The 18,114-nt window shown below is 71.2% G+C and carries 20 protein-coding genes; 7 read left to right on the top strand and 13 right to left on the bottom strand.

The features are described from left to right. The first annotated feature begins 33 nt into the window (after window positions 1-33). On the top strand, window positions 34-1,065 hold the full coding sequence (locus tag AB0367_RS08220) for a LacI family DNA-binding transcriptional regulator (protein WP_366225505.1): 1,032 nt from the start codon (window positions 34-36) through the stop codon (window positions 1,063-1,065). 24 nt (window positions 1,066-1,089) lie between these two features. Here AB0367_RS08220 and AB0367_RS08215 read toward each other — a convergent pair whose 3' ends face one another. From AB0367_RS08215 to AB0367_RS08190, 6 genes are read right to left on the bottom strand one after another with little or no spacing between them, the layout of a single operon-like run. Then, a complete protein-coding gene (locus AB0367_RS08215) occupies window positions 1,090-1,932 on the bottom strand; it encodes an SAM-dependent methyltransferase (protein WP_366225504.1) in 843 nt (280 codons plus the stop codon). Window positions 1,933-1,959: 27 nt separating this feature from the next. Further along, the gene (locus tag AB0367_RS08210; RefSeq protein WP_366225502.1) at window positions 1,960-2,781 is read right to left on the bottom strand and encodes an ABC transporter permease; all 822 of its coding nucleotides are present in this window, start codon (window positions 2,779-2,781) and stop codon (window positions 1,960-1,962) included. Then, complete coding sequence (locus AB0367_RS08205; RefSeq protein ID WP_366225501.1) at window positions 2,741-3,532, bottom strand: ATP-binding cassette domain-containing protein; 792 nt, start codon at window positions 3,530-3,532, stop codon at window positions 2,741-2,743. Before AB0367_RS08205 ends, AB0367_RS08210 begins: the two co-directional genes overlap by 41 nt. Next, on the bottom strand, window positions 3,516-4,052 hold the full coding sequence (locus AB0367_RS08200; protein ID WP_366225500.1) for a MarR family transcriptional regulator: 537 nt from the start codon (window positions 4,050-4,052) through the stop codon (window positions 3,516-3,518). The genes AB0367_RS08205 and AB0367_RS08200 overlap by 17 nt, the downstream gene beginning before the upstream one ends. A gap of 26 nt (window positions 4,053-4,078) precedes the next feature. After that, the gene (locus tag AB0367_RS08195) at window positions 4,079-4,702 is read right to left on the bottom strand and encodes a hypothetical protein (protein ID WP_366225499.1); all 624 of its coding nucleotides are present in this window, start codon (window positions 4,700-4,702) and stop codon (window positions 4,079-4,081) included. Beyond that, window positions 4,699-5,040 (bottom strand): MazG nucleotide pyrophosphohydrolase domain-containing protein, encoded by a 342-nt coding sequence (locus AB0367_RS08190; protein ID WP_366225498.1) that lies wholly within the window; start codon window positions 5,038-5,040, stop codon window positions 4,699-4,701. Before AB0367_RS08190 ends, AB0367_RS08195 begins: the two co-directional genes overlap by 4 nt. On the opposite strand from AB0367_RS08190, the gene AB0367_RS08185 reads away from it, so the two are divergent. After that, a complete protein-coding gene (locus AB0367_RS08185; RefSeq protein ID WP_366225497.1) occupies window positions 5,039-5,602 on the top strand; it encodes a DUF4291 domain-containing protein in 564 nt (187 codons plus the stop codon). The genes AB0367_RS08190 and AB0367_RS08185 overlap by 2 nt on opposite strands. Before the next feature lie 52 nt (window positions 5,603-5,654). Here AB0367_RS08185 and AB0367_RS08180 read toward each other — a convergent pair whose 3' ends face one another. After that, entirely contained in the window at window positions 5,655-6,332 is a 678-nt protein-coding gene (locus AB0367_RS08180) for a copper homeostasis protein CutC (RefSeq protein WP_366225496.1), read from the bottom strand. A gap of 97 nt (window positions 6,333-6,429) precedes the next feature. On the opposite strand from AB0367_RS08180, the gene AB0367_RS08175 reads away from it, so the two are divergent. Together AB0367_RS08175 and AB0367_RS08170 are read left to right on the top strand one after the other, a co-directional pair. Continuing rightward, window positions 6,430-7,410 carry a fatty acid desaturase gene (locus tag AB0367_RS08175; RefSeq protein ID WP_366225495.1) on the top strand — a complete coding sequence of 327 codons (981 nt, stop codon included), beginning with the start codon at window positions 6,430-6,432 and terminating at the stop codon, window positions 7,408-7,410. Between the two features lie 107 nt (window positions 7,411-7,517). Further along, window positions 7,518-8,429: an LLM class flavin-dependent oxidoreductase gene (locus AB0367_RS08170; RefSeq protein WP_366225493.1), complete on the top strand. Its 912-nt coding sequence runs from the start codon at window positions 7,518-7,520 to the stop codon at window positions 8,427-8,429. A 4-nt stretch (window positions 8,430-8,433) separates the two neighbouring features. Here AB0367_RS08170 and AB0367_RS08165 read toward each other — a convergent pair whose 3' ends face one another. Next, on the bottom strand, window positions 8,434-9,930 hold the full coding sequence (locus tag AB0367_RS08165; RefSeq protein WP_366225492.1) for an NAD(P)/FAD-dependent oxidoreductase: 1,497 nt from the start codon (window positions 9,928-9,930) through the stop codon (window positions 8,434-8,436). A 199-nt stretch (window positions 9,931-10,129) separates the two neighbouring features. Between AB0367_RS08165 and AB0367_RS08160 the strand changes: the two genes are divergently transcribed. Next, on the top strand, window positions 10,130-10,789 hold the full coding sequence (locus AB0367_RS08160) for a DUF4240 domain-containing protein (protein WP_366225491.1): 660 nt from the start codon (window positions 10,130-10,132) through the stop codon (window positions 10,787-10,789). A gap of 304 nt (window positions 10,790-11,093) precedes the next feature. On the opposite strand, the gene AB0367_RS08155 is transcribed toward AB0367_RS08160, so the two are convergent. After that, on the bottom strand, window positions 11,094-11,438 hold the full coding sequence (locus AB0367_RS08155; RefSeq protein WP_366225490.1) for a DUF1801 domain-containing protein: 345 nt from the start codon (window positions 11,436-11,438) through the stop codon (window positions 11,094-11,096). Between the two features lie 5 nt (window positions 11,439-11,443). Then, complete coding sequence (locus AB0367_RS08150) at window positions 11,444-11,632, bottom strand: hypothetical protein (RefSeq protein ID WP_366225489.1); 189 nt, start codon at window positions 11,630-11,632, stop codon at window positions 11,444-11,446. Between the two features lie 161 nt (window positions 11,633-11,793). On the opposite strand from AB0367_RS08150, the gene AB0367_RS08145 reads away from it, so the two are divergent. Continuing rightward, entirely contained in the window at window positions 11,794-12,624 is an 831-nt protein-coding gene (locus AB0367_RS08145) for a hypothetical protein (RefSeq protein WP_366225488.1), read from the top strand. Here the strand turns inward: AB0367_RS08145 and AB0367_RS08140 are convergent, their stop codons facing one another. The 3 genes from AB0367_RS08140 to AB0367_RS08130 form a co-directional block, all read right to left on the bottom strand. Continuing rightward, on the bottom strand, window positions 12,625-13,734 hold the full coding sequence (locus AB0367_RS08140; RefSeq protein WP_366225487.1) for a MerR family transcriptional regulator: 1,110 nt from the start codon (window positions 13,732-13,734) through the stop codon (window positions 12,625-12,627). It abuts the gene before it with no gap. Between the two features lie 167 nt (window positions 13,735-13,901). Beyond that, the gene (rpsL, locus tag AB0367_RS08135) at window positions 13,902-14,276 is read right to left on the bottom strand and encodes a 30S ribosomal protein S12 (RefSeq protein WP_366225486.1); all 375 of its coding nucleotides are present in this window, start codon (window positions 14,274-14,276) and stop codon (window positions 13,902-13,904) included. Between the two features lie 72 nt (window positions 14,277-14,348). After that, entirely contained in the window at window positions 14,349-14,675 is a 327-nt protein-coding gene (locus AB0367_RS08130) for a hypothetical protein (RefSeq protein WP_366225485.1), read from the bottom strand. 248 nt (window positions 14,676-14,923) lie between these two features. Between AB0367_RS08130 and AB0367_RS08125 the strand changes: the two genes are divergently transcribed. Then, the gene (locus AB0367_RS08125) at window positions 14,924-18,109 is read left to right on the top strand and encodes a BTAD domain-containing putative transcriptional regulator (RefSeq protein ID WP_366225484.1); all 3,186 of its coding nucleotides are present in this window, start codon (window positions 14,924-14,926) and stop codon (window positions 18,107-18,109) included. The last annotated feature ends 5 nt before the right edge of the window (window positions 18,110-18,114 follow it).

The raw sequence follows: 18,114 nt of genomic DNA, 5'->3' as shown, positions 1-18,114 counted from the left end.
CCATCTTTTGCCAAACCTGCTTTGCTGTGCGCCATGCCCGCCCTGCCCCTCGGTGCCGACGGGAAACGCCCGGTCACCATCAACGACATCGCCGAGGCCACCGGCGTCGCCGCGTCGACCGTGTCCCGCGCGCTGAACAACCCCGGCCGGGTCAACGCCGCCACCCGCGAACGCATCGAGGCCGCCGCCCGCGAGCTGCGCTACGTGCCGAACTCACCGGCCCGCGCGCTGTCGTCCGGGCGCACCCGGGCCATCGCCGTGCTGGTCTCCGACGTCACCAACCCGTTCTACTACGGCGTCATCCGCGGCACGCAGCAGCAGCTCAAGGCGGCCGGCTACGCCCAGCTGCTGATCGACACCGAGGACACCGGCGAGCTCGAGGCCGAGATGCTGCACAAGATGCGCCGCTCCCTGGACGGCGCCATCCTCGCCGCGTCCCGCCTGCCCGACAAGGAGCTCGCCCGCCTCGCCGGGGACATCCCCCTCGTCACCATCAACCGCAACGTCCGCGGCGTGCCCAGCGCCATCATCGACACCCCGGCCGGCATCGGCCAGGCCGCCGAGCACCTGCTGTCGCTCGGTCACCGCGACATCGCCTACGTGTCGGGCCCCCAGCGCTCCTGGCCCAACGAGGCCCGCTGGAACGCGATGCGCGCCGTCGCCGCCCGACACCGCCTCACCTTCACCCGGATCGGCCCGTTCCCGTCCGGCCGCGGCTCCGGCCCGGCCGCCGCCGACGCTCTGCTCAACACCGGCGCCACCGCATGCATCGTCTTCAACGACCTGCTGGCCATCGGCATCCTGCAGCGCCTGCGCGAGCGCCACGTCCGCGTCCCGGAGGACATCAGCGTCGTCGGCTGCGACGACATCTTCGGCGCCGACTTCTGCCACCCGCCGCTGACCACGCTGACCGCCCCGATCGAGCAGGCCGGCCGGGTCGCCGTGTCGATGCTGCTGTCCCGGCTGGACCGCACGGCCGCCCCGTCGCCCACCACCCGCCAGCAGGTCATGCTGCCGGTGCACCTGACCGTGCGCGGATCGACCGGACCGGGGCCCCGGCGGTGACGCCTCCGCCGGTCGGAGCGGGGCCTACGGGACGCGGGCCACCACACCATAGAGCGCGGCGTCGGCCAACGGCGGACGGTCCTGCGGCGGCACCGTCGAGCGCCACTCCACGATCGGCGCGATGCCCGGGTCGACCAGCTCCAGGCCGTCGAAGAAACGGGCGATCTCGTCCTTCGAGCGGGGCACCGCGTCCAGGCGCAGCCGGCCGGAGCGGATCTCCTCCTCCGCGTGCTGGCGCATCGCAGCCGACGCCAGGTCGCTCGTGCCGTGCGTCATCACCACATAGCTGCCCGACGGCAGGGCGTCGACCAGGCGGCGGACCGTGTCATATGGCCGGTGCTCGTCGAACAGGAAGTGCACGATCGCGATCAGCATCAGCGCGATCGGCCGGTCGAAGTCGAGCGTCCCGCGCACGCTGTCGTGGGCCAGGATCGAGGCCGGATCGCGCAGGTCCGCGTCGATATACGCGGTCGCGCCCTGCGGCGTGCTGGTCAGCAGCGCGCGGGCATGGGTCAGCACGATCGGGTCGTTGTCGACGTAGACGATCCGCGACTCCGGTGCGATCGACTGCGCCACCTCGTGCGTGTTGTTCGCGGTCGGGATGCCGGTGCCGACGTCCAGGAACTGCCGCACGCCCGCCTCGGCGGCCAGGAACCGCACTGCCCGCCGCAGGAACGCACGGTTTTCCAGGGCCGTCGTGCGGATCGCGGGAAAGACCTTGGCGATGGCGTCGCCCGACTCACGATCGGCGGCGAAGTTGTCCTTGCCGCCGAGCCAGTAGTTGTATCGCCGGGCCGGGTGCGGCGTGCTCGTGTCGATCCGCTCTGACCAGCCGGCCTGCTCGTCGACGCCCCCGTCCACCGTCATGAATGGATATCGTAGTCCATCACCGTCTCATCGGGTGAGCCGGCCCAGCATCGCCGAGGCCGCGAACACCGCCACCGCGACCGATCCGACCAGCACGGCGATGTCGAGCAGCAGCCGCGACGGGGTGCCGATCAACAGCCCTCGCAGCGCGTCAACCTCGTAGCTCAGCGGATTGACGTGGTTGAGCATGCGCAGCCAGCCCGGCATCACCGAGACCGGGTACAGCGCGTTCGACGCGAAGAACAGCGGCATCATGATCGCCTGACCGATGCCCATCATCCGGTCCCGCTTGAGCACCAGGCCCGCGAGGGTGATCGACAGGCAGCAGAAGAACGCCGAGCCCAGCACCAGCACGAGCGCCGTGCCGAGCAGCTTCAGCGGGTTGGTCGTCAGCGCCACCCCCAGCACCGCGGCCAGCACGATCACCACCACCGCCTGCACCAGCGCCCGGACGCCGGCGGCGAACGCCTTGCCGGTCACCAGTGCCGCGCGCGGGGTCGGCGTCACCATGAGCTTCGCCAGCACCCCGGCGTCGCGCTCCCAGATGATGTGGATGCCGTAGAAGATCGACACGAACAGCGCCGACTGGGCCAGAATGCCGGGCGCCAGGAAGTCCAGATACGGAATGCCTCCGGTCGGGATCGCCCGCAGGTGCGTGAACGTCTGGCCGAAAATGATCAGCCATAGCGCCGGCTGGATGGCCCGCGTGACGACCTCGGTCCGGTCCCGCCGCAGCTTCTGCAGCTCGACGAGACACATCGCCACGATGCGGGTCAGCAGCACCCGCACCGGGCCGGCGGGCCGCACGTCAGCCGAGGCGGCCTGCGGTGCGACGAGCTGCGCGGACATCGCTGAACCCTCCCGAGTCGAGATCATCTCCGGTGTACTCGCGGAACACGTCGTCGAGGCTCTCCCCCTGCGCCGACGCGATCAGCTCCTGCGGGGTGCCGAGCGCCCGTGCGCGGCCGCGGTGCATCAGCGCGACGCGGTCGCAATACTCCTCGGCCTCCTCCATGTAGTGCGTGGTGACCAGGACCGTCATCCCGGTCTCCGCCCGCACCTGAGTGATGCGCTCCCATACGCCGGCACGCGCCACCGGGTCAAGCCCGATCGTCGGCTCGTCCAGCACCAGCAGGCGCGGCGCGCTCACCAGGGCCTGCGCCAGCTCCAGCCGGCGGATCATGCCGCCCGAATACGTCCCGACCGGCCGGTCGGCCGCCTCGGCCAGCCCCATCGCCTCGATCACGGCCTCGGCCCGGTCGCGCCGCTGGGCGCGGGGCACGTCGAACAGCCGCGCGAACAGCGCCACGTTCTCCCGGCCGCTGAGGGCGGCGTCGGCGGACAGCGCCTGCGGGACATACCCGATCGCCCGCCGCACCGCCATCCGGTTGCGCCGCACGTCGAGCCCGAACACGGCCACCTCCCCCGCCTGGGGCGGCAGCAGCGTGGTCAGCACCCGGATCGTGGTCGTCTTGCCGGCGCCGTTGGGCCCGAGCAGGCCGAAGATCTCGGCGGGCCGGACGCTGAGTGAGAGGTCGTCGACCGCGACCGTCTCCTTGAACCGGTGCCGCAGCCCGCGTATCTCAACCGCCGCTGTCATCGCGGTCTCCCTCGTCACGCTCGGCAATGTGTCCTAGGAAACTAGGCTGTGGATCGGTCGCCAGGATGATGCCGGCGAGGCGGGCCAGGACGGGCACCGCCGCCGCGAGCGCGTCTCGCTCGCCGTCCTCGAGCTCCCCAAGCGCGCCGGCCAGCAGCGACACCCGCGCGGCACGCCACGCGTCCAGGCGCACTGCGGCGGCCGGGGTCAGCATCAGCCGGGCCGAGCGCCGGTCGGCGGGGTCCGTGTCCCGGCGCAGCAGGCCCGCCTCGGTGAGCTGGTTGACCAGCGTGCTGACCGAGTTGCCGGCCAGGTGCAGCTGTTGCGCGGCGGCGCCGACGCCGATGCCCGGCGCGGACTCGACCAGGCGCAGCAGCTCCACCTGGCTGCCGGTCAGCGGCGTGGCGCCCGAGCCCGCGATCAGGCCCGCGAGCAGGTCAGCGCGAAGGCGCCGGCGCAGCACCCGGCGCACGCCGATGAGCTGCGCGCCGAGCGCGTCGGCCAGGCCCGCGTGATCCACCCCAGTAATATACCTCGTTAGCAGAGCTAATCAGAAGGGAGTTCCAGGGCGTACCGGTCGCCGACCGGCCGGAAGCCCAGGCGGGCGTAATAGGGGGCGACCATGCCCGGCGGGGTCAGCACGCGGCGGAACCCGTGGGCGGTCAGCTGCCCGCTGCGGCGAAAGACGAACTCGCCCGGGCTGAGGTCGCGGTATCGGCGGGTCACGTAGTCCAGCTCGACCTGTGCCACCCGCGGATCCTCGGGGTCCGGGCGGAGCATGAGCACGCCGACGACGACATCGGCGTCCAGCGTCAAGAACACCAGCCGGTGTTCGTCGTCGAAGCGGAAGCTGGGGTTGAACCTCGCGATGTCGGCCCAGTGGACCCGCAGCACGTGCGCCAGGAAGTTGTCGTCGGTCCCGACCTGCACCACCTGGTACTTGTGCTCGTCGTGGCGGGTGCGCAACAGGGAGTACAACTGCCAGACATTGATGGCGGCCAGGGTGAGGTTGAGGCCGACCATGGGCCAGACCCGCACGCCGGCGTTGTAACCGATCAGGATCACCGAGCCGATCAGGTTGAACGCGCGCAGGCGCAGCAGGCGGCGCTGCAGCAGCGACCACACGAGCAGCGCCGAGCCGGCCCAGCCGACGATCTCCAGCCAGCTCACCGCTCCTCCCGCCAGCCGCGGGTGTACACCACGCCGAGCTTGGCGGCCACGGCCCGCTCGAGGTCGATGCCCATCGTGTGGGCGGTGACGAAGGCGGTGATGACCACGTCGGCCAATTCGGCCTCGACGTCCTCGAACGAGCCGGAACGGCGGGCCAGGCCATAGTGGCGCCGCACGGCGCCGACGAACTCGCCGGCCTCCTCGGCGAGGGCGAGCGCCTGGCGCAGGTGGGGCGCCTCGGTGAAGCCGGCGTCGGTCAGCTTGGCGGCCACATCGGCGGCGACGCCTGGCAAATCGGCGAGCGTGAAGGGTCGGGGGTTGTCCACAATGCTCAGCATGACGCAGAGCGAGACGCGACAGATCCGGGCGGCGTACTGCGCGGAGACGATCACGGTCTACCAGGCGTACGGGCCGCAGATCGCCCTTCCCGCGGTGGCCGCCGGGCGCTTCACCGCGGCGTTCAAGCGCGACCGCATGACGTGGATCAAGCCGTCGTTCCTGTGGATGATGTACCGCAGCGGCTGGGCCACCAAGGAGGGCCAGGAGCACGTCCTCGCCGTCGAGATGCGCCGCGACGGGTTCGAGTGGGCGCTCGCGCGGGCCTGCCTGAGCCACTACGACCACGGCGTGCACGGCAGCCGCGCCGAGTGGCAGCGGCAGCTGCGCGCCAGCCCGGTGCGCGTGCAGTGGGACCCGGAGCGCGACCTGCACCTGCGGCCGATGCCGCAGCGGCGTTCACTGCAACTGGGGCTGAGCGGGGTGGCCGTGCGGCGCTACGCCGACGAGTGGATCGTCGGGCTCACCGACGTCACCGGGCTGGCCCACCGCGCGCATGGGCTGGTGCGCGCGGGCGACCTCGACGCGGCCCGCGCGCTACTGCCGGCCGAGCGCGAGTATTGACAGCGGGCGCGGCGCACGGGCGGCACACTTCGCGTGCCGGACTTGTCCACTCCTATGCTTCGCCGTCCGCGGCGGCGAGCAGCGTCCTGAGACGGCGTACCCGCGACGGGTCGACCGGGGCCGACCAGTCGCCGCCCCGGCGTGCCGCGCTACCGGAATGCAACGCCGTGACGCCCGCCGCCACCAGCCGACCCAGATGGCCCTCGCGCAGGCCGCCGCCGGCCAGGATCCGGTGACCGTGCGCCGCGGCCTCGGCCGCGAGGACGTCCAGGCCAGCGCCGATGCCGTCCGGGGAGCCCGCGGTGAGCACGGCGTCCAGGCCGGGCCGGCCGGCGAGCGCCCGCCAGGCCGCGGCGCGGGCGGCAGCGTGGTCGATCGCGCGGTGGAACGTCCACGGCGCGCCGTCCAGCGCCGGCAGCAGCGCGTCCAGCGCGGCCCGGTCCACGCCCCCGGCGGCGTCCAGGAAGCCCAGCACGAACTCGGCGGCGCCGGCCGCGCGCAGGTCCCGGGCCACACGGCGCAGCGCGGGCAGGTCGGCCGCGAAGCCGGGAGCGGTGCGCAGCATCACGCGGACCGGCAGTGCCGTGGCGGCGCGCACCGCGGCGACGGTCCGCGGGTCGGGGCTCAGCCCGTCGGCCGCCATGTCGCTGACGAGCTCGACTCGGTCGGCGCCGCCCTCCGCGGCGTTTCGGGCGTCGAGCGCGTCCAGCGCGATGATCTCCAGCAGCATGCGGCCAATCGTGACAGGGCGTAGCTTCCGGCAGTACCGAGGGAAAGCTTCGTGAGGAAGTCACTCGGTGGTTTCCTTGCCCGGTTAACGTGCGTTCATGGTCCGCCGTCAGTCCGTGCTGGCGATCGCGCTGGCCAGTGCCGCGCTCGCCACCCTGCTGCTGCAACTCGTCGCGCTGCCCCTCCTGCTGCTCCCGCTCGACGCGCGCTGGGCCTGGCTGCTCGTGCCGATCGCACTCACCACCGTCCCGCTGTGGTCGCTCATCCACGAGGGCATCCACGGCACGCTGCTGCGCGACCGGCGCTGGAACGACCGGCTCGGCCGCGTGCTCGCGACCGGTTACGGCGGCCCGTTCACCCTGCTCAAGGCCGGGCACCTGCTGCACCACCGGTTCAGCCGCACCCAGCGGGAGCGCACCGAGGTCTACGACCCGGCCCACACCACGTGGCTGGCCGCGGCGCGCTCCTACTACCCGCGGCTGCTCGGCGGCCTGTACCTCGCGGAACTCGCCTCGGTGCTGCTGGTCCTGCTCCCCCGGCCCGGCTGGCGGATGCTGGTGCGCCGGACCGACTCGCTGGACTCGGTCAGCGGCCTGCTGCTGGAGCGGGTCTCCCGCCGCGACAACCTCCGCCGGTTCCGGCTTGAGGCGCTGGCGGTCATCGTGACCTACACCGGATCCTCCATAGCCTACGGCCGCCACGCGTGGCTGCTGTGGAGCGCGGTCGGCGCCCGGGCCCTGATCGTGTCGCTGGCCGACAACGCGTACCACTACCGCACCCGGCTGGAGCGCCCGCTCGACGCGATGAACCTGCGCCTGCCGCGGCCGCTGGAGTACTTCGTGCTGGCCTTCAACCTGCACAACGTGCACCACCGCCACCCCGGCCTGCGCTGGCACGAGCTGCGGGCCGCGTTCGCCGCCGACCGCGACGAGCTACATCTGGGCTGGTTCACCGCCATCGCCCGCCAGTTCCAGGGCCCGGTCCCGGCCACGGCCGACGACGTGCGCCCGCTGCCGGACGCCGATACGGTGCCAGAGTGGACAGCGCAGATGTCGGGCGCGCCCTCGACGAGTCGCTGAGGCTGCTCGCCGGACCCGCCGCAGCGGCCTGGCACCCACGGCCCCGCCGTACCCCGTAGAATCCTTGGTGGAACTCCGTCTTCCGTCGTCTGAGAAGTACGTCGCAGATGGACACGGGGCCCCGCACCGGCGGGGAGGAGGTGGCGACAGCACTGCTGGCTGCCCACCTTGAGGAGTTCACGATGGATTTCGGTATCGGCCTGCCGATCAGCTCGCCCGGTCGCCTACTCGACTGGGCCCACCGCGCCGAAACGGCCGGCTTCGACACGCTCGCACTGCTCGACCGGCTCGCGTTCGACAACCCCGAACCGCTCGTCGCGTTGTCCGTTCTGGCCGGCGCGACCACCCGTATCCGCCTGCAGACCGAGGTGCTGCTCGGCCCGCTACGGAGCACCGCGCTGCTGGCCAAGCAGGTCGCCACCCTCGATCACATGTCCAGCGGCCGGTTCGTCCTCGGCATCGGCATCGGCGGCCGCGACGATGACCACGCCGCCGCCGGTACCCCGATCAACCAGCGCGGCCGCATCCTCGAGCAGCAACTGACCGACCTGCGCGGCGTCTGGCAGGGCCGGCCCTACGCGGGAACGCTCATCGGCCCGCGACCAGCCACGCCGGCGGGTCCGCCCATGCTCATCGGTGGATTCGCGCAGCCGGCGCTGCAGCGGGTCGCACGCCACGGCGATGGGTTCATCTGCGCCGCCCCGCCGACCTGGGCAGGGCACCTGCTGCAAACCGTCCGCGACCAGTGGCACGCCGCGGGCCGGTCAGGACGACCACGGCTGGTCTGCCAGATCAACGTCGCCGTCGGCACAGCCGAAACGGTGCGACAGGCCCGGCGAGCAGTCGCGGAATACTACGCATTCACCGGCCGGCCCGGCTGGGGTCAACCACTCACCGAACCGGGCCAGATCACCGAAGCTATCGCCGCATACCGCGAACTCGGCGCTGACGAGGTGGTCTTCTACTGCTACGCCGACAACCCGGCCCAGATCGACGAACTCGCGATGATCGTCCGCTGACCACTCAACCTCGAGCCCGCCCACCTGCCGGCACCGTCGCACGGCTCGAGCTGAGGTGGAGCTCCGGGTCGGCGATCGACCCGTGGCGCAGCAGCTTCACGTCGGCGTGGTAGCTCGTCGAGGTCAGCCACGGCGCGCGGTCGCCTTGGCGGGGCAGTTCGCCGATGGCGCGCTGGATGTAGCCGGCGTCGAAGTCCAGGAGCGGCCGGGTCGGCATGCCCGGGTCGGCCGGCTCCGGGCGGCACACGTTGTAGCCGCGCTCGTCCATGTGGGACAGCAGGCGGCAGAAGTACTCGCACAGCAGCCCGACCTTGAGCGTCCACGACGAGTTGGTGTAGCCCATCGCGTACGCGAGGTTGGGCACCCCGGACAGCATGACGCCCTTGTAGGCGACGGTGTCGGGCAGGTGGACCGGCGCACCGTCGACGCTGAGCGCGACGCCCCCGAACGCCCGCACGTTGAGGCCGGTCGCGGTCACGATGATGTCGGCGGGCAGCTCCTGGCCCGATTCCAGCAGTACACCCGTCTCGGTGAAGGTGGCGATGCGGCCGGTGGCCACGGACGCGGTGCCGGCCCGGATGGCCCGGAACAGATCGCCGTCGGGCACGAAGCACAGCCGCTGGTCCCAGGGGTCGTACGGCGGGTTGAAGTGCTCGTCGACCGGATAGCCCTTCGGCAGCTGCCGGACGTTGGTCCACCGGATGAACCGGCGCGCCGCCCGCGGGTACCGGCGGCAGAACCGCCACAGGGCCCGCTGCCGGGCGATGTTCAGCCGGCGCACCGTCTCGTGCGCCCGCCGCTCGCCGATCAGCGGGCGCAGCCGGGCCGCCAGCGCGGCCCGCGATGCCACCGAGAGGACGTAGCTCGGGGTGCGCTGCAGCATCGTCACGTGCGCGGCGGTGCCCGCCATCGCCGGCAGCACGGTGACCGCGGTGGCACCGCTGCCGATGACGACCACACGCTTGCCCGCGTGGTCGAGGTCGTCCGGCCACTCCTGCGGGTGCACGACGGGCCCGCGGAAGCGCTCGCGGCCCTCGAAGCGCGGGGTGAACCCCTCGTCGTGGCGGTAGTATCCGCCGGCGCAGAACAGCCAGGTGCAGGTCAGCGCGGTCCGCTCGCCGGTGTCGGCACGCTCGACCTCCAGCCGCCAGCGCGCGTCGGGCGACGACCACGAGGCGGCGACGACCCGGTGGTGGTAGCGCACCGCCCGATCGATGCCGTGCTCGGCCGCGGTTTCGCGGAGGTACCGCAGGATCGCCGGGCCCTCGGCGATCGAGCGCTCGTCGCGCCAGGGCCGGAACTCGTACCCGAACGTGTGCAGGTCGGAGTCGGAGCGGACGCCGGGGTAGCGGAACAGGTCCCACGTGCCGCCGCTGGCCCCGCGGGCCTCGAGGATCGCGTAGCGACGGTGCGGGTGGGAGCGCCGCAGGTAGCAGGCGGCACCGATGCCGGAGAGCCCGGCGCCGACGATGACGACGTCGAGGTGTTCGACCTCGGGCATTGGCACCTCCAGGTGGCCGTCGTCGGTTGCTTGTTTCAGCGTCGCGGTTCGACGTCTGCGAGCCAAGGGCGAAACGCACCGAGTTCGCCTGATTCCAGTGCGAATTGTCACCGCCCCGGGGCGGTGATGCGGAATCTCCGACGCAACGGTGGCATACGAGACAGTTCGGCGGCCCGGCCGCGGCCCCTACCATGCCCAGATGGATGTTGATCAGTTCTGGGCCGTCGTCGACGGCGCCCGGGCGCAGGCTGGCGGCGACTGGAGCGCTGTGCCGGAGTTTGTCACAGACGCCTTGGCCCGGCGGCCTTTGGCCGACATCGCCGACTTCGCGCAGATCCAAGACGAATTGGAGTGGGCAGCTTATCGCGAGGACTTGCTGACCGCCTGCCGGCTGATCAACGCCGGCTTCGGCTCCGACGACGGCTTCCTGTACTTCCGAGACTGGCTTCTGGTGCAGGGGCGCGCCGCGTTCGAGGCGGCGCTGGCCAATCCGGACAGTTTGCTGGACGTGCCGGGCGTGTCGGCGATGGACCCGGTGGCGGACGACTGCTTCGCCGACTGCGAGGACTTCCTTTACGTGGCGAACGAGGCGTGGCGAAGGGTGACCGGGGCGCCCGAACTCAGCTCTTCGGTAGACAAGCGTGGCCACGTCAGCCTTGACCCCGACGAGGTCGACGGGCTTGAGGAGGAACTCGAGAGGCGCGGCTATGAGGCCCGCCGTGACGAGCCGCTACCGCTGGCCGGAGAGCCGATCGCCTTCAAAGACCGCGATGCGGTCTTCGCCGCCCTTCCACGACTGTCGGCTCGCTTCTATGACCAGGTGCGCGGCAGTCGTCGCAGGCTCATGAGGGAGCCGTGACCGCGGGCGGCGCGACCTCTGCGGCCTGACCGACTAGTGCGATGTCCACCAACGTTGACCGGGGTCACCCTTGTCGATCTTGCAGTTCTGGCGCCGAGACACTCCGCGAATGCCGGGTTTGTCAGGCACCACAAGTGCAAGATCGATGCGCAGCAAACCCGGCGAACGTTGGTGGACACCGCACTAATTAGTAGTACGCACCTGGCCGGCCCGCTGGGCATGTTCAGCGGGCCGGTCACCGCACCGCTCACACGAGGCGTGTTGACGGGGAAGCGTTCTGCTCAGCCAGGACAGGTTTGCGTGCCTAGCCTTGATCAAATGCGACCGCTTGCCGCACGTACTCGACCAAGAGGGCATCGTCCACATCGGATGGCGACTTGAGCTTGACATGGCGGGTGGTCTTGCCGATGCCTTCGAGCCGGCCATGGGGGTCGATGAACTCCGCGCCGCGTGCGAATGCCAGCGTGATGTGGGTCTTGCTGCGGCTGACGATCGCGACCAGCTTGCGGCCCTCCCATGCGAGCGAACCACGGCTGATCACCTCCCGCGTGCCGGGCGCGTGTCGCGCCATCAGCGTGCGCAGTTCGGCCACGATCGCCTGTTGCGGGCCGGTGAGCTGGCCCGCCACGTACTCGTCGATGTCGGTCAAGGTTCTCACTCCTCAGCTGTATTCGCCACGACCTCGCCGATGGTCGTGAACGTCGGGTAGTCGCCGGCCGTGACCCGGTTGTTCGCCGCCGCGACGACGATCCCGGTGGCGGAGCCGGGGCGCGTGACCGAAGACCCGAGCAACACGTCGATGCCCACGACCGCGTCCCGCACGTTGTGCTGGATGTGGTTCATCGTCGCCTTCCCCCGTCGCTCGGGCGCTCCCGGCCCGCCGCACACCATCCTGCGCGGCGGCCTTACCGTTTCTTTACGGCGGCCGGCGTCGGTGGGCGCCCCGCCCGGCCCGACGTGGCGCATATTGATCATCAAGGTCAGCGTGCACTACTGTCCGGCCCGTGACGATCGAGGCGTTCGACATCTGGACCGAGGACGATGTCGCCGAGGAGGCCGGCGACCGGCCCAGGCTGCCGGCAGGATGGGCCGGTCCAGCCGGGCCGGGCATCGACGTCTCGACCTGGCCACGCTCCCCGCGCACCGGTCAACCGATGCTGCACTGCTTCACACTGTGGCTGCCCGAGGCGTACCGGCGGCACGGACCCGACCTGGTGGCCGTCGCGGTATTCCAATGGGAGGACGAGCTCTACTTCAGGGACCCGTCGCCGCAGGTCACAGCGGTCATCGCCGGGACCTCCGCCGGCGTCGTCGCGCCCGGGCACCCGTTCTGGGCCGAACTCGCCCAGGCCAGGCCGCACCCACGACTGCGGATCGCCGACGATGGCGTCGCGTCCCTGCTCGCCATGGTGTGGCTGACCGAGGCGGAGCTGAACGGACCACGGGTCGCCCGGCCCGCTGCGGCGCCCTCGCTCGCCGACGGCGAGTTCGACAGCACCTCCTGGAGGGCGAGGCACGGCCAATACGGTTCCCTGTGGCTGGTCCCCCGCGACGACCCCAACGCAGGCGTGGCACCGGTGAGCTTCCCGTCCGACGGCGACGCCTACGTCGACGTACCGGACCGGTTCGACGTCTTCCACGCCGAGCACCTGGGCGGCACCTGCATGTCCCCGGACGGAGTGCGCGACGGCCTGTCGCCGTGGTACATCGAGGTCAGCCGACTGGGAGGCATAAGCTACGGCGGCGACCTGGACATCGCCCTGGACCTCGATTCGAGCGCGTTTCTTGGCGACTTGAGCACCGCCGTGTCGTTCCCGGGCATCGACAAGTCTTGACTATTGCTCCCGAGCCGACAACGCCGCGTCGGTCACCGGCCGTTTGCGGTCCGCGGTGAAGAGCACGCGGTAACGTCGGCGCCGGTGCGATGGCACCGCATTCAGTGCTCGTTGACGGGCCGCGACGGACGCTCGCGTGTTCGCGGGTTTGGAAGCCGGTTGCGGATTCGCGCGCAGGGCGACGACGAGCCACTGGCCGGCAGCGGCGATACTCGGCGGCGCCGGCTTGCCACTGATGATGCATACCAGCTGCCAATAGCGTTCCGCGCGAGCATCCGCGGCGATCTCGAGTTGCTCGAGGAGCCGGTGTCTGGCCTCGCGGCAGTCCTCGTCGATCCCGGTTTGGGTGGGCAGCCAAACCTCGACGATCTCGGCGACGATCCGCTCAGCGTCCGGCGAGTCCGCGCGGATGCCGTCCATCAGCGCCCTGGACACCGTTCGGGTCCACATCTCGGTCACTCGTTCGACAGCTGCCGTCTCAGCGGCTGCGTGTGGGCCCGGTGCGTGCTCATCCGCGTAGCTGGCGACGCGGTGCATCGCCGTTCGCAGCCGCGGATCCCGCATGAGATCAGTGAGCTCGATCCACGCGTCGACCTGTTCCGCGCTCGGGTCGTCGGGCAGGTCCGGCATGGCGGCCCGAAGCCGATCGCGATAGTCGGGCACATCGAGTCCCTGAACCGTCTCGGCGACGAACCGGTGGATCATCGCGGCACGTTCCGCGGAGGACAGACGGGTCAGCCTGCTGATGACCGAGAGTTCCTCGGCGGTCGAATGATGCGCCGCGACCCAACGCAGGACGGCGCGTTGTAGCCGCAGCGTACGAATCTGAGCGTCAAGCGCGTCGGCGTGCGTGGCCGCTACCTCGGAAAGCCCTCTCTGCGATCCCACGACCTCGCGGATCGCCGCCAGTCCGAGACCAAGCTCCCGCAGCGTCCTCGCCAGCTCGAGCCGCGCGACGGCCCGTGCGTCGTAGCGGCGGTATCCGGCCCGGGTGCGCTCGCTCGGAGGCAGAAGGCCGCAGTCGGACCAGCGCCGGATGAGCTTGACCGGCAGACCCGACCGTTTGGCCAGGTCGCCGATGCTCAGCGATTCCTCGTCGGCTACCGTCACGCCTCCACCATCAGGTCTCCCATCGCGGGAGAGTCAACCACGGGCATGACGATCGACCGCCGACCGACATCGCCCACACCACAGGTTATCGGCGCCGCGACGGCCACACCGAGAAACACCGTCCCGCCGGGTCATTCGCCATCGCGGCGACCGCGGCGGGCCGGCGACTATGAACTCTTCTGCTTGGATCCGTAGCGGCTGCGGGATTGTCCACGCCCGCGCACTCCTACCGCATCCCGCGCCCCCCGAATGATCTTGTAGCGGACGCCGGGAAGGTCCTTCACCCGACCGCCACGGACGAGGACCATCGAGTGTTCCTGGAGGTTGTGGCCCTCCCCTGGAATGTACGCGGTGACCTCCGCGCCACTGGACAGCCTCACCCGTGCCACCTTCCGCAAGGCCGAGTTGGGCTTCTTGGGCGTGGTCGTATAAACGCGAACGCAGATCCCGGCGAGTTGTGGGCTGCCGTTCAGTGCGGGCGTCTTGGACGCCTTCGGCTTCTTCTTGCGACCTTTGCGAACCAATTGCTGGATCGTTGGCATTTTGCCCCTTCGCGCATCTTGGGCGAACCGACACCCCAGCATCGCGTCTCCCTTCGTGGGAGGGTCAACCGCTCACGACAGCGGGTGATCCGTCTTCCTCGGCCGGTAGGACAGGACGATCACCCCTTTGGGAAGCTGGGTCTGGGAGACGACGTACTTGCGGATGCTGTTCATGCGGCTCGCGTATCCCGCGGTCGGGGTGCCCTGGTCGTCGACCGCCGGCCACGTCTCCGAGAACCCTTCGTAGGTCACGCGGCCCATGATGAGCGCGTCGGCGGCGAACAGCAGATCCCGCGCGTAGCGCCCGTACTCGTCGCTCCAGAAGCCGAGCGACCAATCCTGCGGGTTCTCCTGGACACCATCGAGCGTGATGAAGGTGGAGATGATCAGGTTGCCCACGTTCGTGCGGTCCTTCCCGTCCGGCGCCGCCGTGACACGGCCGCGATCTCTTGCCGCCAGGCTGCCGTGGACCGCTTACCGTCCTCTTACGATCGGTTTCTAGAGGCCGAACCGGCCAGCCGCTCGATGCGGTGCGACGGCGCCGCCGGAGCGCGCTCGCGTTCGTGGATTCCTCATCGTCGGCGCGTCGGTCAGGCGGCGACGTACTGTACGACCGTACGGGGCATCGGCTGCTGAGGGTGGATGACATGCGTTTCGGGGTGCTCGGCCCGCTGACGGTATGGGCGGACGACGGGCGCACGGTCTCGGTGCCAGGCGCGAAGGTCCGCGCGCTGCTCGCGGCGCTCCTGGTGCGAGCGGGGCAACCGGTGCCGACGGATCGCCTCGTCGATGAGCTGTGGGGCGGCAACCCGCCGGGCAACCCGCCGGCGGCGCTCGCCGTCAAGGTGTCGCAGCTGCGCAAGGCGCTCGACGACATCGAGCCCGGCAGCCGGGCGCTCGTCGGGTCCGGGCCGGCCGGGTTCACGCTGCACGCCCGCTCGCTCGACGCGACCGAGTTCGCCGCCCTGCTCACCAGGGCAGCCGACGAGCCGCGGGCGGACGCCCGGGCCGTCCTGCTCAACGACGCACTCGCGCTCTGGCGCGGGCCCGCCTACGCCGACCACCGCGACGAGGCGTTCGCCGAGGTCGCGGTGGCCCGCCTGGAGGAACAGCGGCTGAGCGCGCTCGACGACCGAGCCGAGGCGTTGCTCGCGCTGAGCCGGCACACCGCGGTCGCCGACTCCCTGGCCGACGTGGTGAGCGAGAACCCGCTGCGCGAGCGGACTCGTGGTCTGCGCATGCTGGCCCTCTACCGCTCCGGTCGGCAGACCGAGGCACTCGAGACATACGCGGAACTGCGATCTCAGCTGGTCGAGGAGCTCGGAGTCGAACCAGGACCCGAGATCGCGGCGCTCCATCGGGCGGTGCTGGCTCAGGATCCGGCGCTCGACGCACCGGCGGCACCACCGGCACCGCAGCCGACGAGCAACCTTCCCACGCCGGTCACCGATCTGTTCGGCCGCGACGAGGCCGTCACCGAGGTCACCGACCTGGTGCACGCCAACCGGCTGGTCGCGCTGACCGGTCCCGGCGGCGTTGGCAAGACCCGGCTGGCGCTGGAGGCGGCCCGTCGCGCGCAGCCGTCCTTCCCCGATGGGGCCTGGCTGGTCGAGCTCGCCGCCGTCGACGAGGGCGAAGACGCGGTCGTCGACACGGTGATCACCACGCTGGGCCTTCGAGACACCGCGGCCGGGACCGCACCTCCCGTCGACCGGCTCGCCGCCGCGCTGCGGCCCCGCCGGATGCTGCTCGTGCTCGACAACTGCGAGCACCTCATCACCGACGCCGCCGCCGTGGCGACCCGGCTGCTGCACGCGGCGCCGGATCTCGTGGTCCTCGCCACCAGCCGTGAGCCGCTCAACGTGCCCGGCGAAGTCGTCTGGCCGGTGCCGCCGCTGGACCTGCCGGCGCTCGCCGACGACCCGGGAGGCTCAAGCGCGGTGCGACTGTTCGTGGCCCGCGCCGCGGCCGCCAACAAGGGGTTCATCCTCGACCCGTCCAACTCCGGCCTGGTCGCCGCCCTCTGCCGGCGCCTTGACGGCCTCCCACTGGCGCTCGAGCTTGCCGCGACCCGGGTGCGCGGTCTGGGCATCCAACGACTCGTGGCCGGCCTCGACGACAGGTTCCGCCTGCTGGCGCCGGGACACCGCGGCGGCCAGCCCCGCCACCAGACCCTGACCGCGACCATCGACTGGAGCTGGCGGCTGCTGACCGCACCCGAACGCATCGTCCTGCGCCGCCTCGCCGTGCATGCCGACGGCTGCACACTCGATGCCGCCGAAGCGATCTGCGCCGCCGCCGACATCGGCCCGCAGGACGTGCCGGATCTGCTCGCCCGCCTCGTCGACCGGTCGTTGGTGGTGCGCGTCGAACGCAACACCGACGCGCCCCGCTACCGGCTGCTGGAGTCCGTCGCCGCGTACTGCCTCGACCGCCTCCGCGAAACCGACGACCTCGGCCCGACCCGGCAGCGCCACCTTCGCTACTACATCGTGCTGGCGGAGAAGGCCGAACTCCTGGTGCGGGGACCTGACCAGGCACACTGGCTGCACATCCTCGACGCCGAGGCGGCCAACCTGCGCACCGCCCTGGATTTCGCCATCCGCGAGCGGACCGGCGAGGCCGCTGTGCGACTCGTCAACGGGCTCGCCTGGTACTGGTTCCTGCGAGGCCGCCTCGGCGAGGCCCACCGTGCGCTGCGCGCCGCGCTGGCCGTCGGCACCGGACCGAACCGCGCCTCGGCGCGGGCGACGGCCATCGCGTGGGAGACCGGCTTCGCCTTCCTGCTCGGTGACGTGAGCGATTGGCCTGCCCGCCACGAAGCGGCGCTGCACGAGTTCGACGAGATCGCCGACGACGACGCCTACGCGCGCGCCGCGTGGTTCCTCGGCTACGCCGAGATCGACCTCGGCGACGTCACCGCGACCGAGACCCTGCTGCACGACACCCTGTCCCGGTTCGACAAAAGCAACGACATGTGGGGTACGGCCGCGACCCTCACGCTGCTGGCCAAACTCGCCTACATCCGCGGCGACGCCGAGACGGTCGCCCGCGACGGCACCCACGCCGCCGCGCTCTTCCGCCGGATCGGTGACCGCTGGGGGGTGCTGCAGGCCACCGAGTGGCTCGGGGCCTACGCCGGCCTGGGAGGTGACCACGACACCGCTGTCGCGCTGCACACCGAAGGACTCGGCATCGCCCGCGAACTCGGCCTCTGGGCCGACGTCGCCGGCCACCTCGGCTGGCTGGGCTGGATCGCCATGGAACGCGGTGACTACCCGCAGGCCCGGGCCCACAGCAGCGAAGCTCTGGCACTCGCCGAGCAACAGGGAGCACCCCTGCTCGCTCTCTTCGCGACCATGGGTCTGGCCTGGACAGCCCGACGCACCGGCGACTACGACAGCGCCACGACACACCTCCGCTCGCTGCTCGACGCCGCGGCCGACCGTGACGCCGAGGCGGGCCAACCCCTCTACGTCCCCAGCGTCCTCGTCGAGCTGGGCCACATCGCCGAGCTTCGCGACGATCTGACCACGGCGGCGGAACACCACCGCGAAGCCCTGCGGATCGCACGCAACCTCGGCGCCGCCCGCGACATCGCGGCCGCCCTGACAGGCCTGGCCAGCACGGCCTGCGCCGGCGGAGACCACCACGCCGCCGCGACGCTGCTCGGCGCCGCCACGGCCGCCCGCGAGCCGATCGGCAAGCCCGTCACCGCCACCGAGCGGGAGGACCTCGAGCGCATCGCGACCGCCGCCCGCGGCGCCCTGGGAGGGGCCTTCGACGCCGGCTTCGAACGGGGACTCGAGCTGGCACCCGACGCCCATATCTGAGCCCG

Origin of the sequence: Dactylosporangium sp. NPDC051484, from assembly GCF_040689395.1 — a bacterium.
Taxonomy (GTDB): domain Bacteria; phylum Actinomycetota; class Actinomycetes; order Mycobacteriales; family Micromonosporaceae; genus Dactylosporangium.
The sequence above is the reverse complement of the archived record's forward strand: the minus strand, read 5'-3'. Positions and strand labels throughout refer to the sequence as shown.